The sequence below is a fragment of the Pseudomonas sp. GW821-FHT01D09 genome (assembly GCF_059422465.1).
On record NZ_JBWKWY010000002.1, the window covers coordinates 280,802 to 295,108 of the forward strand.

Genomic DNA, 14,307 nt, shown 5'->3' on the forward strand with positions numbered 1-14,307 from the left:
TAGCAAATTATGGCTAATGAAGTCCTCGTCGGGTTAAAGATTGGTGCCGTGGTATCGGGCAGCCTGCACGCCGCGTTTGGCTCGGCTAAGTCCACTGTGCAGCAGCTGGGCCGCGCTACCGATGGCTTGACCACCAAGCAGAAACTGATGGGCACGGAGCTAGCGGCGTCTATCGCCAGGGGCGGTACCGGTGTCGAGCGCCTTCGCCGGCAATACGACCAGGTCGGCCGCACCATTGAGCAGCTCAAGACCAAGCAGGAGCGCCTCAATACCAGTATTGCCCGTGGCGAAACGCTGAAAAACAAACGCGGGGATCTGCGTGGCCAGGCGATGGAAACCATCGGCACTGGAGTCGCTCTGGGCGCGCCTGTGGTGCAGTCGATGCGTACTGCTATCGATTTTCAAGACCAGACTCGTGACATCGCCATTACAGGCGGCTTCGACGAGGCCGAGGAAAAACGCCTTAGCGATGTGATGCGTGGGGCCGCGTTGAGGTGGAACCAAACTCAAACCGACGTGGCCAAGGGTACGGGTGTCTTGATCGCTGGGGGTATATCGAGCGCCAAGGAACTCGCGGCTTACGCTCCAGTAATGGCCAAGGCCGCTACCGCCACCCGAGCTAGCATGGACGATCTTGGTTCTGTTGCTATTGCACTGAACGATAACCTGGGTATTGGCGCTGCTGGTTTAGAGCGTTCAATGAACATGCTGGCATTCGCCGGGAAAAGCGGCCAGTTCGAACTCGCTGACATGGCAAAATGGTTGCCACAGTTGACCCCACAGTTCGCTGCACTGGGGGTTACAGGCGAAAGAGCAGTTGCTGAAATCGGAGCGTCACTGCAAATAGCTCGGCGCGGCGCAGGCACGAATGATGAGGCCGCTAACAACTTCAAAAACTTCCTTTCAAAAATTACCGCCCCAGATTCGATAAAGGCCTTTGAGAAGGCGGGTATTGATCTTAAAAGCAGCATGAAGAATTTAGTCAGCGAAGGTCTTTCGCCTGCTGAAGCAATGATCAAAATATTGACGGTGCATCTCGGGAAGAAGGCGCCCGAAGCTGCTGCCCAATATGGGAAAGCTCTGGATCTAAAAGATGACCAAGAAAAGCAAATAGCGCTCGCCCGATTGGATGAAGCCTACAAATTGGGAGAGCTGTTTGTTGATCAGCAAGTACTTTCGTTTGTTCGTCCTGCGCTCGCAAACCAAAAAAACTTGGGTGATATTAAATCAGGTAGTAAGGATGCTGCGGATAAAGGTGTACTGGATGAGGATTGGAATAAGCGAATGGGCAGCTCTAAAGAGCAGCTTAAAAGTTTAAAGACCAATCTTTCAGACATAGGCATTTCGGTAGGTAATGCGTTGCTACCTGCCCTAGTAGATGTGACCAAGGCCTTGGTTCCAGTAATGGCATCGTTCTCCACTTGGGCAAGCGAAAACCCCGGCATTATTAAAGGTGTAGTTGGTCTCGTCGGTGGCCTGCTGCTGGGCAAGCTGGCCTTCATCGGACTCGCCTACGGCGCCAACCTGGTGATGTCGCCGTTCGTGGCCATGTCCACCACCATCACCACGGTATCTGCCAAATGGACCTTGCTGCGTGGCATGTGGCAGATGGGCAAGTTCGCGCCTTTCATCAGCGGCCTCAACCGTATTGGCAGCAGTTTGCTCACGGTTGCGCGGTACAGTGGCCTGTTCTTACGTGGCGTCACTATGGCCCTCGGCGCACCGTTGATGATGGTGGCACGTGGTGGTTTGTTCCTGGGCAAGATCCTCGGCGGAACATTGCTGTTCGGTTTGAAACTCGCGGGTCAGGCCGTCCTCTGGTTGGGCCGAGCCTTGCTGATGAACCCAATCGGCTTGTTGATCACCGGCATTGCCCTCGGAGCCTATTTGATTTACCGCTACTGGGAGCCCATCAAGGGCTTCTTCAGCGGCTTGTGGACCGAAATCAAAGCTGGCTTCAACGGCGGACTGTCCGGCATCACCAGTTTGATCCTGGACTTCTCTCCGCTCGGGCTGTTCTACCGCGCCTTTGCTGGCGTGATGAGCTACTTCGGGATTGAGCTACCCGGAAAGTTCAGTGAGTTCGGCGGCATGCTGGTGACAGGGCTGGTCAACGGCATCAGCAATATGGCCGGAGCGCTGAAAGATAGCGTGGTAGGCATCGGATCGTCGGTGAAAGGCTGGTTTACCGAGACCCTGGGCATCCAGTCGCCAAGCCGCGTGTTCATGGGTTACGGGGCGAACATCAGCGAGGGAGCGGCCATTGGCATCACCTCGCAATCCGACCTGGTGCGCAGGGCCGCCTTGGGAATGGCAACGCAGTCGAAGGTCGACATGCTGCCGCCCAACCCGGCTGATGTGTCCAGGGCGAGCATGATGGGAGGCTTCGCAGGTGCGGGACAAGGGGCTGCACCTGGTGCGAGTGTTCAGCCTACTTACCACTTCTCTCCGCAGATCAACGTGCCCGGTGGCTCTGATGTACGCGACCAGGTAGGACTGGCTCTGCAGGCAGGTTATGCCGATTGGGTCAAATTTATGGAGCGCTACAACCACGATAAACGTCGCCGCAGCTACGGCTCACCTGATGAGGGCTTCGCCTGATGTTCGCGATCCTGGGAGACATTGAGTTCACCGTTGCAGGCGGCATCAGTGGCCTGGAGCAAAGCGGCACCGCTGATTGGGCGGAACATGCTCGTATCCAGGGCAAGCCCTTACTGGAGTGGATTGGCGAAGGCCTGGACGCCTGCAACCTTACGATGGTTTTGCATCCGATGCTGGGTGATCCCGAGGAGCGGCTACGGGCACTGCGTCAGGCCAAGAGCAAGCATGAGCCGCTGGCATTCGTGATGGGCAGCGGCGAGTACTTGGGCGCCTACGTCATCACGGACATCAGTAACACGATGCGACGTGGGACTGCTGTGGGCCAAATCGCTGCAGCAACAGTCCAGGTCAGCCTGAAGGAGTACACCGGAGCGTTTAATCGCAGAGTACTCCGACCAGGGTTGCTTGATCCGGCATTGAGTGGAACCGCTGCAGCAGCCATGGGATCGCCGGGGCTGATCTCTAAATTGACCCCGCCCGCTAGCCCGACGCAGATGGCTATCGCGCACGCCAAAACCGTAGGTAACGTATTGCGTGCGGGTAAGAACGTGTACGACTCCGTGAAGAGTGGCAACCCGTCCATGATTCTTGGTCAGGTGCCGCAGCTGTTGAGCATCACTGCCAGGGCCATTGAGCCGCTACAGGGCTTCAAGCTCGCAGCCGGATTGCTTGACGATGGCGCTGATCTGTCCCGCCTGAGCGATAACGTGTTGGGCAGCGTGATGGGCTCTCGGTCCAGCCTCAACCCGGTGGATCTGGGCAATATCGCCGACCGCTTTGCCAGCTCCCGCGAGTCCCTTGGACAGGCAGCGACCACCCTGAACAGCGCCAGCACTCGCCTTGCAGGCCTGGCAGCTCAAGTACTGACCCGGAGAGCCTGATGTTTATCGCCCACGTAACCACCGAGGGAGAGCGCTGGGATCAGTTGGCCTGGCGCTACTACGGTGACGCTCACCGCTATTTGCCCATTGTCGAAGCAAACACCCATGTGCCCATCACCGCCGCGCTTCCAGCTGGGCTGACGTTAGCCATCCCTATGCTGGAAGCCGTGACCTCGACCGAGGATCTCCCACCATGGATGCGTTGATTCCCAAGCTGGTACCCGAGGCGCGCTTTGTGCTCACCTATCAGCAGCGCAATATCACCCGTGATGTCACCAAGCACTTGCTGTCGTTGACCTACGACGACTTCCTGACGGGGGAAGCTGACAGCCTGGAGGTAGAACTGGAGGATACCGAGGGCAAATGGCGGGACGCCTGGTACCCAGGGCACGGCGATACACTGAAACTGTCCATAGGCTGGGAAGGCGAGCCGTTGCGGGCGGTGGGCAGCTTTGAAATAGATGAGGTCGAATTGAACTGTCCACCGTCGACCATCAGTATTCGTGCCCTTGGCGCAGGCATTCAAACAGCGCTGCGTACCACTGAGCATAAAGCCTACGAAAACATGACACTGGACGCGGTCGCCAAGCAGATTGCCACCCGTCAAGGGCTGGAGCTGATCGGTCGTATCGAACCGATCAAGCTGGATCGCCTAACTCAACAGGAGTCGGACCTGGCCTTCCTGCGTAACCTGGCCGGCGAGTACGACTATGCCTTCAAGGTGACCGGCAGACGTATGGTGTTCCACGCAATCAGCGACTTGGCCAAGGGCGTGTCGGTGGCCAGCCTAGTGTTAAAGGACCTTGCCAGTGTCCGACTGCGTGACCAGATCACTGTGGTGCCTAAGGCCGTCGAGGTGAAGCACAAAGACCCGACCAAAAAGCAGTTGATTGCCTACAAGATGGAAAACGGAGAAACCGTAGCCGTGCCCAGCAGCTCCAGCAAGACCACCACCAGCGCCGATACGAAGAAGCAGCGTAAGCGCAGCGCCTCGGCAGAAGTCTCCAAAGCGAAGGCTAAAGCTGAGCTGGCTAAAACCAACAGGGAACGCACCACTGGCAGTTGGAGCTGCATTGGGCGACCGGGCCTGGTGAGCGGCAATGTGGTTACTCTGGTTGCGGCGGGCATGCTCGGTGGTAACTACTTGATCACCGCATCACATCACCGGGTGACCCGCTCTGGTTATACCGTGGATAAAGAGGTCTGCCGCATCTCGGCACCCTTGATCAATCTGACCCTGGCCAATACCAAGCCTGACCTGGCGTTGTCGACCTACGGCATTCAGCATGAAGTGGTGGCCTGATGGGCATTGAGCTTGAGTACGGTGAGGTCAGTGCCGTGGACTATCCATCCTGCCGCGTGCGGGTCCGCCTGGATGACCGTGATGGCATTGAGAGCTATTGGCTCCACGTGCCCCAGCGCAATACGCAGGGTACTCAGCGTCGTCCTCTGATGCCCGAACTGGGGGAGCAGGTCGCGGTGCTGCTAGATGCCGACGGTGTCGGTGGTGTGTACCTGGGCGGGATCTACTCGACTGCTGAGCCGCCGCCAGTCGTAGACGAAGATACTGATTATGTCCGCTTCAGTGATGGGACGGTTTCAACCTACGACCGTGCAGCTGGGGTCATGACGCTGGATTGTGTGGGGGCATTGCTTGTGAAGTGTGGGCGGAACATCACGGTTGAAGCTGGAGAGCCAGTGGTAGTAAACGCGCCGTCGGCGACATTGAATATTCCACAGGTCGCCTTGAACGGCGACCTACAAGTAAATGGAAACCTGAATGTGGACGGCAATGTCAATGCAACAGGAGCCGTTATGGATGTCGAGGGTAATTCGAGTAACCACAGCCATTGATTAGTTACTAACGGATATCGATTCCGACTCCACAATTTTTGACAAATAGGCTTAAGGAGTTCCCCCCCAGTATCGTCTTCTTTGGACCAAAATCTACGCCTACGGTTTTTAATCGGAAGGTCACTTCAACTGCCGTGATGGGGGTTTTGATACTAAACAGATCAGCTGGAGCATCCGCGTACCTCTTCCTGAGCGCCTCCTCACTCGCTAACTCCAGAAATTCCACCGAGCAAGAGTCACCATTGGCATATTTCACTGAAAGTTTTTTGCCAGAGGGGGGACACTCGATATCTATCTCCTTGCCATGCGTTGTCCAGAAGTTTTCTTCCATGGAAAACCTCGGCTCACCGTCTACGGTTGATTCGGCAACATTCAGGAGCAGATATCCCTCCTCGTCCCGGCTCAGCCATATCACTCGATCTCCTTTGTATCGAAGAATTTCATAGGTTTCCAGGTAATAGCAGCCACCAAGAACCAGTAACAGATCATTTCTCATCCAGTTAAACCGTCCTTTAACCTCTGCAGCTAAATCTGCCGAGCCCTTGAAACTCCTGAGCTGCTCAATGGTAAAAGCTCCTCCGTCTGCCTGGGCATGATGCTCGACACACAAGGCGATCATCCCCTCAGGGTTATGATGATTTTTCTCGCGCCAAGGCGGATCAAAGTGATGCCACTCTAGAAATGGACTACCACAACCAGGAATTGGGCAGCCAAAGCCAACTTCTTTCCGAAGGTGTCTGCGTACGGCTATTTTTGGTTTTCTTTCCATTCCAAGTTTCCTGCCCAATTTAGGTTTGATGTAACTGTCTTTAAACTCGATTAAAAGTCTAGCGTAGACGACATATTCACTATGTGGGCATGACGACGCCCATTCCCTATACCAGTATCACTGCCGCCCACTGGCAGCCTGCCCTCGGCGCATCCGGCGAGGTGGTCGAGGGCCTCCGCGACATTGACCAGGCTATACGCATCATCCTGACCACACCCAAGGGCAGTGATGCCCACCGACCAGAGTTCGGCAGCGACCTTCATCTATATATCGACTGGCCCACAAACCGAGTTACCCCGCACCTGGTGCGTGAAGCCGTTGACGCCATTCGCCGCTGGGAAGCCCGCGTATCCGTCGTCCAGGTGCAAGTCAACATCGACGTCGAACACGTCACCGTACGTGTGCAATGGCGTGTGGCCGACGGCATTCCTCAACTGACTGAGGTGCCCTATGCGCGAGCTGCCTAAACCCGAGTTCGTCAAGATTGACCCAGCAGCGATTGAGGCTGAGCTGATTGCGCTCTATGAGCGAGACTCAGGTAAGTCGCTGTTCCCGGCCCAGATCGAGCGCCTCTTCATTAACCAGGTGGCCTATTCGGAGGCCCGCATCAAGGCTGCGATCCAGAGTGCCGGGGAAAAGCTTCTGGTGCGCTTCAGTAGTGGGCCGATCCTTGATTACCTGGGCGACCTCGTCGGCACCCCGCGCCTGTTGGCTATGGGTGCGGTCTGTTCGTTCCTATTCGTTGCATCGCAGGTTCAGCCACAGGATCGCCTGATTCCAACCGGCACCCGGATCACCACCCAAAATGGTGCTGTGGCCTTCCTCACCCGACAGGACGCGGTAATCAAAGCTGGAACACTGTCAGTGCAAGTACGCGCAATCTGCGAAACAGCGGGCGTGATTGGAAACGGCTGGGCCATCGGCCAGATCAATACCTTGGTCGGTCAACCGTTCGCCGGGTTGGCCGCGAGCAACAGCACGGTGCCTGCGGATGGCGTAGAGGACGAGTCTGACGACCGCTACAAGGAGCGGATCATCCTTGCCCCTGAGGCTTACACCACAGCAGGCAGTCGCGGCGCCTATCGGTACCACGCGCTGTCGGTTCACCAGTCCATTATTGATGTGGCAGTACGTGGCCCCGACGACGGCTTACCGGATGGCGAGGTCGCGATACACCCTCTGACTGAGACGGGAATGCCTACGGCAAATCTCCTGGAACAAGTCGAAAGCTATCTGAGCGGGGAAAAGTTGCGCCCCTTGTGTGACACGGTGCGAGCGCAGATGCCGGACCGGATCGACTGGCGTATCAGATCGCATATCACCCTGTACTCCTGGACCGACAAGGAGTCCACTCTGGCTGCTGTGCAAAAGGCCGCCGAGAATTACGCCCAGGAACTGCGAGCCGGATTAGGCATAGACATCGTGCCTGAGCAGCTCAACGCCAGGCTTCAAGTGATGGGCGTGTATCGATCTGCTCTGGAACTACCGTCCGCAACGCTGGACCTGCAGCGTCATGGTTGGGCAGATTGCTCCGGCATCGAGATCCTCTATGCGGGGACTGCTGATGGCTGAACTGACCCTACCTCCCGCACTGGCGGGCGATGAGCGCTTTGCATTGCTGTGCAAACTGCTTGAAGAGCGTCATGCCGGCATCGACCTCAACCCAATGTTGGTGTACCTGGTCGACCTGGTAAAAGCGCCTTTACTGCCGGTGTTGGCCGACCAGTTCAGCCTGCTCGATGAGGCCGTCTGGATGCTGGCTGAATCGGAGGATGCTCGTAGGAACCTGATCAAAAATGCAGTCGAGCTTCATCGTTACAAGGGAACGCCCTGGGCGATCCGCGAAATCATTCGCTTGCTGGGCTTCGGTGAAGTCCAGCTGCAGGAAGGGCTCGGCGGACGCCAGTACGACGGCAGCATCATGTTTGACGGACTGTACTTGTACGGTGACTCGCGCGCATGGGCTGCCTATCGCGTGATCTTCAATGACCCCATTACCAACGATCAGGCTTATCTGATCCGTCGCATGTTGTCCTCAATCGCGCCCGCTGGGCGCCGCCTTGCCTCGCTTGAATATCAAGCCGTGGCCATCCGCTACAACGGCGCCGCTCACTATGACGGGCTGTATAACCATGGGAGCAGTGTTTGATGGCTAACTTGCCGGAAACAGAAGATTTTTCTGAAGGCACGTATCAGATTGAGACGTCTGATCGGGTCCTTGGCGGTCCGGGAGGGATCTCAAACAAGCAGGCCGAGCAACTGGGTAACCGGACGGCTTGGTTGAAGGCTGCGATCACCAAGATAATTGATGGCACAACCACAGTGGCGGTCGCGGCAAAGTTGGCGACGGGCCGCACATTGAAGTTCAAAGGGGCTGCGACTGGCAGCGGGAGCTATGACGGGAGTGGCGATACTGAGATAACTCTGACTCTTGCAGACAGCGGCATTGAGGCGGGAACATATACGAAGGTTCAGTTCAACGTAAAAGGGCTGGCAGTTTCAGGCTCTAACCCGACGACACTGGCCGGTTATGGCATCACTGACGCGTTGCGTGTTGGGGTTATCAGCCAACAACTGCCTGTATTGGCTGCCCCTCTCCCTGGCGGCACTGACGGTTCCGGCACAGGTGGGGCCCTCCAGATTCGTGAAGCCCAAGCGGTCGGTAATACCAAGACGGACCTTTCGTATGCGCCCCGCGTGCTTTTCCACTGGCAAGGGCAAAAGGCCAAAGACTTGGCTATGTCGAGTGTCGGCGACTTGCTCTGGGGTGGGAGTACTCTGTGGCACGCTGGTAACTTCGATCCCGCCAGCAAAGCGAACGGCGCTGATGTTACGGCGGCTCTGGGCCTCAAAGCCAACAAGGCCACGACCCTCGGTGGCTACGGTATTGCCGATGCTTTCACCAAGGATCAGGCGAATGCCGCAATTGCAGCCGCCATTGCGGCTCTGGTTAACTCGGCCCCTGGCGCACTCGATACGCTCAAGGAACTTTCTGATGCTCTCGGCGGCGATCCCAACTTTGCTACCACGATTCTCAACGCCTTGGGCCTCAAGGCTGATAAGGCCACATCACTTTTGATAGGTGCCCCCAGTCGTCAGCGGCCGGTGTTGGCTGGTTCGGTTGCTGCGGGGGCGGATGGTGGTGCCGATGGTAAGGGCGGCGCGATTGAGATCAGGGAAGTTAATGAGGTCGCTGGCGGTCAGACCGATCTGAACTGGGCGCCGTCAATCCTTTTTAACTGGTCGGGAAAGTTCGCTCGATACCTCAAAATGTCCGTACTGGGCGATTTGGTTTGGGGTGATAAGAAAATCTGGACTGAGGGCAATTTCAATCCTGCAACCAAGGCGAACACGGTTGATGTAACCAATGCCCTGGCGCTCAAGGCCAACACCGCTGATGTGCTTGCAGCTGCAGCCATGACGGCCAACGGTCGTTTGGTGATCCCGACCAGCAGCGGCCCTTTGTACATCCAGTGGTACGAAGGCCCGCTCGCAGGAGCGGAAACCGACTCCTACCCGGCAATTAGCCATCCCGTTGCATTCCCCAGCCAGTGTCTTTTCGCCGGTGTTTTCACTCGCTCTACGAGCAGTAACACCCTCTCGGATCAGATGTTCCAGATGGAATATTGGGACCGTCTGGGGGTGAAAGTCTTCCCTCAATGGTTTGGCACGGGCAACCAGTCCCTGGTTAAACCGCTGATTTTTGCCATTGGAAAATAAAGATGATCGACGAAGAAACTGAAACGCCGGAAAGGATTTACTTCAGCGCTCAAGATCGGGCCTTCCTCTTTCTGTCTGAACGGAGCGCCTATGACGCTGCGGGTACGTGGCCGCAAGACGCGATAGAGGTAACAGTTGAAGAATGGGAAATGTACGGTCAGCAGCCTCCACCGCAAGGAATGCGCCGTGGCAGCGACGAGCAGGGGCGACCTACCTGGATCAAACCTGAGGTCCCGCTGGAGGATTTAGCGGGACAGGAACGTGCCTGGAGGGATCGTCAGTTGGGTACAACAGACCCGCTAGTGACACGCCATCGAGACCAAATGGAAGCTGAGCGCGACACTACGTTGAGCAAAGAGGAGTACCAGGCGCTGCAGGCGTACAGACTGGATCTTCGGGATTGGCCGAGTCAGCCTGGTTTCCCTGATCCAACCCTGCGGCCAAAAGAACCGCTGTGGTTGCAAACCACAATTCAGTAATAGAAGAGGGCTGTCAGCCAAGGTGTTCGAGCACCTTGGCTGACCGCCAGTCAGCAGATCTAGCCTGCAAACCAGCCAAGGCCCTCCCGCTCACGTGAGCGACAGGGAGCCTACCAGAAGTGCAAAGGGTTTGCAGATGATGCAAGAGATACGTTGTGGCCATTGTGGCCGGAAGCTCGCCGCAGTGCGTGAATTCGCTGAGTTACAGATCAAGTGCCCGCGTTGCCGGACACTTAACCATTTGAAGGCCGAGAGCCTCCTGACACCGCCATCGAGCGTTCAAAACCTTCAGGAGGCAACATGTCCGCGCAACCGATCATCCCCTGGATAGGCGGCAAACGCCGTCTCGCCGACCGCATCTTCCCGCTGTTTCCCGCACATAGTTGCTACGTCGAACCGTTCGCAGGAGGTGCCGCACTGTTCTTTCTCCGGCCGGTACCGGCAGCTATCGAGGTGCTTAATGACGTCAACGGCGACCTGATCAATCTCTACCGGGTGGTTCAGAACCACCTGGAGGAGTTTGTCCGACAGTTCAAGTGGGCCTTGTCGAGCCGTCAGGTTTTCAAGTGGTTGCAGATGACCAGGCCGGAAACCCTCACAGATATTCAGCGAGTTGCCAGGTTCTATTACCTGCAGCAATCTGCCTTTGGCGGTCGTGTTGATGGCCAGACATACGGTACGGCAACCACCACACCACCAGGTCTAAACCTCTTGCGACTGGAGGAGACACTGTCGGCAGCACACCTACGCCTTAGCAGCACCTATATAGAACACCTTGGATGGCAGGAGGTGATGAAGAAGTACGACCGTGAACACACGTTGTTCTATTGCGACCCTCCGTACTGGCAGACCGAGGGCTATGGCGTTCCATTTGGGATTGAGCAATATGAAGACATGGCCAAACTTCTGGGTGAGATCAAGGGAAAGGCTATCGTCAGCCTCAACGACCACCCGGACATCCGCAGGGTGTTCGCTGGCTTTCATATGGAGACTACCGACATCAAGTACACAGTCGGTGGTGGTAAAGGGAGCGACGCAAAGGAGGTGCTGATCTTCAGCTGGGACATTCAGGCCGAACCTGCCGGTCTGTTTTGATATTCTGTTGCAACGGATGCAAAAGAACCTGAAGCTATTTATCTCAGATTAGAGCGCGAATTTTTCGCGCTCGGCATCAAGTGCAAGAGTGAAACCAGCTATGGTTATTTTCTTTAACATTTTCCAAAATCCTTTTTCTAGTGCTTTAGCGCCGAAGCGCATGGCCGCCTGTGTCACGATGGTATTGGCGTAGAAGTCTCTTATGAATAGTACGAATGTGCTAGGTGGCCCTTTGCCTCATATCCAGGGTGTGAAGCTATTGTCTTCAAAAATAACGGCAAAGGACCGCCCCTATGATCGCTTTTACAAGGCATCTCCTACCTGTCGCATTACTGTGTAGTGCCCTCTCTGCCCAGGCGAGCGAAGTGCTGAAGGGCGACTTCTGGGTCGTTCACCACCAAGGTGCCTTGGGCAAGAATCAGGTGTTCATCGCAGACGGCGACCCCACTCACATCGTCAATCGCCCAGGTGGCGCGAAATCATTGGGTGTCTATCAACTTTACGAAGAGCCCGGTAAACCCAACTTCACCGCTTACGATGTCGAAATCGATTGTGCGAAGAACCGCGTGCGAATAATGGGGGCAGCGGATTTTCGCAGCGTGTTCAATGAGCTTCGCAATACGAAGTATTCCAGCCAATGGCAGAGCAAACCTGACGCCTGGTTGGTGCAAAGCCGTGACTTTGTCTGTAAGCCGACTGAACGCCAGGCCAAGAAGATGGAGCACTTGGGTGTGATGTCCGCGTCGCAAATGAGCAAGGCAGGGCCGCAGTTCTTCGAGATATTGAACCGCGAGGCCGCCAAGACGGCCATCATGCAGAAGATAGATGAAGGGTTCGCGCAGATGCCTGCCAAGTAACGCGACCTTCAGGGAGAAGACCTTATGAACCGATTGTTTATGTTGGCCCTGCTCGCCACCTTGCTCAGTGGCTGTGCATCATTGTCGGCCAGCAGTGCCTGGAAAGATCGCCCGGTGGGCGAACTGATCGACTTCTTCGGTGTGCCAAGGCAGATCATGGTGGCGCCGGCGGAAGATATGGTAGTGCTTAGGTATGTACGTGACAGTAGCTATGTCTCACGTGAAGCAGCGGGTACTTACACGGGGCCGCAGAACGGGCAACTTGTGCACGCAGAATACTGGGAAGACGTACAGCACTCAGGCAGTTGCGAGATCAATGTGTTCGTCAACAGAGCGCGGCTGGTGCAGAAGGTGCGGACGAAAGGGCGTTGTGTAGCGGTCGAGATGGCACCAGCAGGGTAGCGCATGGGCCACTGGCAAGAAGCCAACCCCACCGCACCAGGTCTGCGTGCAGCGTTTCATCCTGCTGGTGGAGCAGGGCGACTTGGGTGGTTGGTGCCACGTTGTAACGCTCAAGCGGTGCTTCACCCACTGAGTTTGCCAGGGCGTTGGGCATGCTCAGTGCCGTAACGAAGTCATGAATTCCGCTGTACTGTGAAAGTCTTCCGCACATCGGCAAGCCCTCGGTAGAAACTTCAGCTTAGATCACTCGGCAAAATTTTCATGGGGGGCTTCCCCAGGCCCCATTTGTAGCCCGCGCAAGCGCCCATTCAAGTGAATTTAGCTTGCTTGTGATAAAGCTCAGTTCGTAAGCTCCATGATGGCCGCTTCAAGGGCGAGTTGGTTTTCGTTGACTTTGGACAGTAGGGAAGGGAGTAGGTCAGAGTTCGGCATCGGTGTTCCTCCTTGGAGTGAACAGCGCAGCAGTTGGGTTGCTTGGTGGTGGATTGTGAGCTGTCGGCAGGACGCCGGGAAGAGAGTTGCGGAGCAGGGCCTAAAATTGCGGAGCAGAAAAGATAAGGGCCTGCATGAGGTTCATCATGCAAGCCCTTGATATCTATGGTGCCCGAACCCGGAATCGAACCGGGACGCCCTTACGAGCGGGGGATTTTAAGTCCCATGCGTCTACCAGTTTCGCCATTCGGGCGGCAGCGCGATGAAGCGACTCAAGCAGGCTTTGTTCAGCAAAGCGCCTGAGCAGTGCAGCAGGCTAGGGAATATATAGATCAAGGCACCTTGGCGCAAGTTTGCATGTGCTCTTTTTCTGCCTGGTCGGGTGTGCCTGCTTGGGAAAAAAGCCCACCATATCAGTGATCTACATTGGCCGGGGAGGGGCGTGTGACAACAGGCCCACTGTACAAGCGAGCTTGCTTGCGCAGAATCAGAGGGCGCCGCGTTTACCCAGCAAGCCTGCGTTGTGGTCGGAATGCCGACCACAGACACACTTATGTTTGCCGATTAACTGGACAGCATTACGCCAAGCCCCGCCAGCGTGCTTATCCACGCAGCCGACGAATAATCTCAGCGTAACCCACCGCCCGCGCTAACCGTTGCAGTGCCTCCAGGCGGCGTGAGTAGGCCTGTGCGTCGCCGTAGGTCAGTTCTACATGCAGGCTGTCGATCATCACCAGGTAGGCCTCTGCCAGTACCTCCAGGGTTTGTTCATCGATGTCTGGATAGCTTTTAAGCAGCGCCTGCTGGAAATGGCTGCGGATCGTGGCCATGTAGTCATTGAACCCGGACATGACCACGTCTCGTAGCGGCGTCGGCGGGTAAAACGCGGCCCGTAGCAGGAACCGCAGGGATTCATTGGCGCTATGGCGGCGTTGCAGGTTGTTGAGATAGACCTCGCCGGGGGCCTTGATCGATCGGGCGTTTTTCGCGAATTGGCTTTGCACGTAGTCACGTTCGGCCCGCAGTGCGAGCTCGAGTACGGCCACGTAGAGCGCATCCTTGCTCGCAAAGTGTGCGTACAGCGAGGCTTTTTTGATGCCGGCGCGCACAGCGATGTCATTGAGTGAGGCGGCGTCGTAGCCATGCTCGGCAAATTGCTCCAGGGCCAGGTGCGCGATGCGTTCGGCAGCCGAGGTCAGGACGGTGGATGTCATGGT

General features: G+C 56.4%; 16 protein-coding genes, 1 tRNA gene and 1 pseudogene. 14 read left to right on the plus strand and 4 right to left on the minus strand.

All coding sequences use genetic code 11. The features are described 5' to 3' along the window. Window positions 1-9 precede the first annotated feature (9 nt). Genes AC07W7_RS04155 through AC07W7_RS04175 form a run of 5 tightly spaced genes read left to right on the plus strand, consistent with a single transcriptional unit; the run spans window position 10 to window position 5,336 of the window. A complete protein-coding gene (locus AC07W7_RS04155; protein ID WP_495038794.1) occupies window positions 10-2,601 on the plus strand; it encodes a phage tail tape measure protein in 2,592 nt (863 codons plus the stop codon). Next, window positions 2,601-3,482, plus strand: a complete 882-nt coding sequence (locus AC07W7_RS04160; RefSeq protein ID WP_495038795.1) for a phage tail protein — start codon at window positions 2,601-2,603, stop codon at window positions 3,480-3,482. The genes AC07W7_RS04155 and AC07W7_RS04160 overlap by 1 nt, the downstream gene beginning before the upstream one ends. Continuing rightward, window positions 3,482-3,688: a tail protein X gene (locus AC07W7_RS04165; protein ID WP_236310233.1), complete on the plus strand. Its 207-nt coding sequence runs from the start codon at window positions 3,482-3,484 to the stop codon at window positions 3,686-3,688. Before AC07W7_RS04160 ends, AC07W7_RS04165 begins: the two co-directional genes overlap by 1 nt. After that, window positions 3,676-4,785 (plus strand): phage late control D family protein, encoded by a 1,110-nt coding sequence (locus AC07W7_RS04170; protein ID WP_495038796.1) that lies wholly within the window; start codon window positions 3,676-3,678, stop codon window positions 4,783-4,785. Before AC07W7_RS04165 ends, AC07W7_RS04170 begins: the two co-directional genes overlap by 13 nt. Continuing rightward, complete coding sequence (locus AC07W7_RS04175; protein ID WP_495038797.1) at window positions 4,785-5,336, plus strand: phage baseplate assembly protein V; 552 nt, start codon at window positions 4,785-4,787, stop codon at window positions 5,334-5,336. The genes AC07W7_RS04170 and AC07W7_RS04175 overlap by 1 nt, the downstream gene beginning before the upstream one ends. A 7-nt stretch (window positions 5,337-5,343) precedes the next feature. Here the strand turns inward: AC07W7_RS04175 and AC07W7_RS04180 are convergent, their stop codons facing one another. Beyond that, the gene (locus AC07W7_RS04180) at window positions 5,344-6,105 is read right to left on the minus strand and encodes an HNH endonuclease (protein ID WP_135948292.1); all 762 of its coding nucleotides are present in this window, start codon (window positions 6,103-6,105) and stop codon (window positions 5,344-5,346) included. A gap of 89 nt (window positions 6,106-6,194) precedes the next feature. Here AC07W7_RS04180 and AC07W7_RS04185 point away from each other — a divergent pair, with 89 nt between their 5' ends. The 9 genes from AC07W7_RS04185 to AC07W7_RS04225 all read left to right on the plus strand — a co-directional run bounded on the left by AC07W7_RS04185 (window position 6,195) and on the right by AC07W7_RS04225 (window position 12,658). Next, window positions 6,195-6,572 carry a GPW/gp25 family protein gene (locus tag AC07W7_RS04185; protein ID WP_094066638.1) on the plus strand — a complete coding sequence of 126 codons (378 nt, stop codon included), beginning with the start codon at window positions 6,195-6,197 and terminating at the stop codon, window positions 6,570-6,572. Next, a complete protein-coding gene (locus AC07W7_RS04190) occupies window positions 6,556-7,677 on the plus strand; it encodes a baseplate assembly protein (RefSeq protein WP_495038798.1) in 1,122 nt (373 codons plus the stop codon). Before AC07W7_RS04185 ends, AC07W7_RS04190 begins: the two co-directional genes overlap by 17 nt. Next, window positions 7,670-8,254 (plus strand): phage tail protein, encoded by a 585-nt coding sequence (locus tag AC07W7_RS04195; protein ID WP_495038799.1) that lies wholly within the window; start codon window positions 7,670-7,672, stop codon window positions 8,252-8,254. Before AC07W7_RS04190 ends, AC07W7_RS04195 begins: the two co-directional genes overlap by 8 nt. Then, a complete protein-coding gene (locus AC07W7_RS04200; RefSeq protein WP_495038800.1) occupies window positions 8,254-9,825 on the plus strand; it encodes a hypothetical protein in 1,572 nt (523 codons plus the stop codon). Before AC07W7_RS04195 ends, AC07W7_RS04200 begins: the two co-directional genes overlap by 1 nt. Window positions 9,826-9,827: 2 nt before the next feature. Next, window positions 9,828-10,304, plus strand: coding sequence for a phage tail assembly chaperone (locus AC07W7_RS04205; protein WP_236362317.1), 477 nt, complete (start codon window positions 9,828-9,830; stop codon window positions 10,302-10,304). A 139-nt stretch (window positions 10,305-10,443) separates the two neighbouring features. Then, window positions 10,444-10,635, plus strand: coding sequence for a Com family DNA-binding transcriptional regulator (locus AC07W7_RS04210; RefSeq protein WP_236310303.1), 192 nt, complete (start codon window positions 10,444-10,446; stop codon window positions 10,633-10,635). Further along, entirely contained in the window at window positions 10,605-11,399 is a 795-nt protein-coding gene (locus tag AC07W7_RS04215; protein ID WP_495038801.1) for a DNA adenine methylase, read from the plus strand. The genes AC07W7_RS04210 and AC07W7_RS04215 overlap by 31 nt, the downstream gene beginning before the upstream one ends. 293 nt (window positions 11,400-11,692) lie before the next feature. Further along, window positions 11,693-12,256: a hypothetical protein gene (locus AC07W7_RS04220; RefSeq protein WP_076964672.1), complete on the plus strand. Its 564-nt coding sequence runs from the start codon at window positions 11,693-11,695 to the stop codon at window positions 12,254-12,256. Window positions 12,257-12,280: 24 nt separating this feature from the next. Then, window positions 12,281-12,658, plus strand: a complete 378-nt coding sequence (locus tag AC07W7_RS04225) for a hypothetical protein (protein ID WP_076964673.1) — start codon at window positions 12,281-12,283, stop codon at window positions 12,656-12,658. A 22-nt stretch (window positions 12,659-12,680) separates the two neighbouring features. Here the strand turns inward: AC07W7_RS04225 and AC07W7_RS04230 are convergent. From AC07W7_RS04230 to AC07W7_RS04240, 3 genes and pseudogenes are all read right to left on the minus strand, one after another. Further along, window positions 12,681-12,869 (minus strand): annotated as a pseudogene (locus AC07W7_RS04230) (SOS response-associated peptidase family protein); the annotation flags it as partial. 387 nt (window positions 12,870-13,256) lie between these two features. After that, window positions 13,257-13,343 (minus strand) — tRNA-Leu (locus tag AC07W7_RS04235). Between the two features lie 349 nt (window positions 13,344-13,692). Continuing rightward, window positions 13,693-14,304, minus strand: a complete 612-nt coding sequence (locus tag AC07W7_RS04240) for a TetR/AcrR family transcriptional regulator (protein ID WP_076964677.1) — start codon at window positions 14,302-14,304, stop codon at window positions 13,693-13,695. Window positions 14,305-14,307 lie beyond the last annotated feature (3 nt).

Coding starts and splice junctions, on each gene's coding strand:
- AC07W7_RS04155 (WP_495038794.1), top strand. CDS start 10: ATGGCTAATGAAGTCCTCGTCGGGTTAAAGATTGGTGCCGTGGTATCG.
- AC07W7_RS04160 (WP_495038795.1), top strand. CDS start 2,601: ATGTTCGCGATCCTGGGAGACATTGAGTTCACCGTTGCAGGCGGCATC.
- AC07W7_RS04165 (WP_236310233.1), top strand. CDS start 3,482: ATGTTTATCGCCCACGTAACCACCGAGGGAGAGCGCTGGGATCAGTTG.
- AC07W7_RS04170 (WP_495038796.1), top strand. CDS start 3,676: ATGGATGCGTTGATTCCCAAGCTGGTACCCGAGGCGCGCTTTGTGCTC.
- AC07W7_RS04175 (WP_495038797.1), top strand. CDS start 4,785: ATGGGCATTGAGCTTGAGTACGGTGAGGTCAGTGCCGTGGACTATCCA.
- AC07W7_RS04180 (WP_135948292.1), bottom strand. CDS start 6,105: ATGGAAAGAAAACCAAAAATAGCCGTACGCAGACACCTTCGGAAAGAA.
- AC07W7_RS04185 (WP_094066638.1), top strand. CDS start 6,195: ATGACGACGCCCATTCCCTATACCAGTATCACTGCCGCCCACTGGCAG.
- AC07W7_RS04190 (WP_495038798.1), top strand. CDS start 6,556: ATGCGCGAGCTGCCTAAACCCGAGTTCGTCAAGATTGACCCAGCAGCG.
- AC07W7_RS04195 (WP_495038799.1), top strand. CDS start 7,670: ATGGCTGAACTGACCCTACCTCCCGCACTGGCGGGCGATGAGCGCTTT.
- AC07W7_RS04200 (WP_495038800.1), top strand. CDS start 8,254: ATGGCTAACTTGCCGGAAACAGAAGATTTTTCTGAAGGCACGTATCAG.
- AC07W7_RS04205 (WP_236362317.1), top strand. CDS start 9,828: ATGATCGACGAAGAAACTGAAACGCCGGAAAGGATTTACTTCAGCGCT.
- AC07W7_RS04210 (WP_236310303.1), top strand. CDS start 10,444: ATGCAAGAGATACGTTGTGGCCATTGTGGCCGGAAGCTCGCCGCAGTG.
- AC07W7_RS04215 (WP_495038801.1), top strand. CDS start 10,605: ATGTCCGCGCAACCGATCATCCCCTGGATAGGCGGCAAACGCCGTCTC.
- AC07W7_RS04220 (WP_076964672.1), top strand. CDS start 11,693: ATGATCGCTTTTACAAGGCATCTCCTACCTGTCGCATTACTGTGTAGT.
- AC07W7_RS04225 (WP_076964673.1), top strand. CDS start 12,281: ATGAACCGATTGTTTATGTTGGCCCTGCTCGCCACCTTGCTCAGTGGC.
- AC07W7_RS04240 (WP_076964677.1), bottom strand. CDS start 14,304: ATGACATCCACCGTCCTGACCTCGGCTGCCGAACGCATCGCGCACCTG.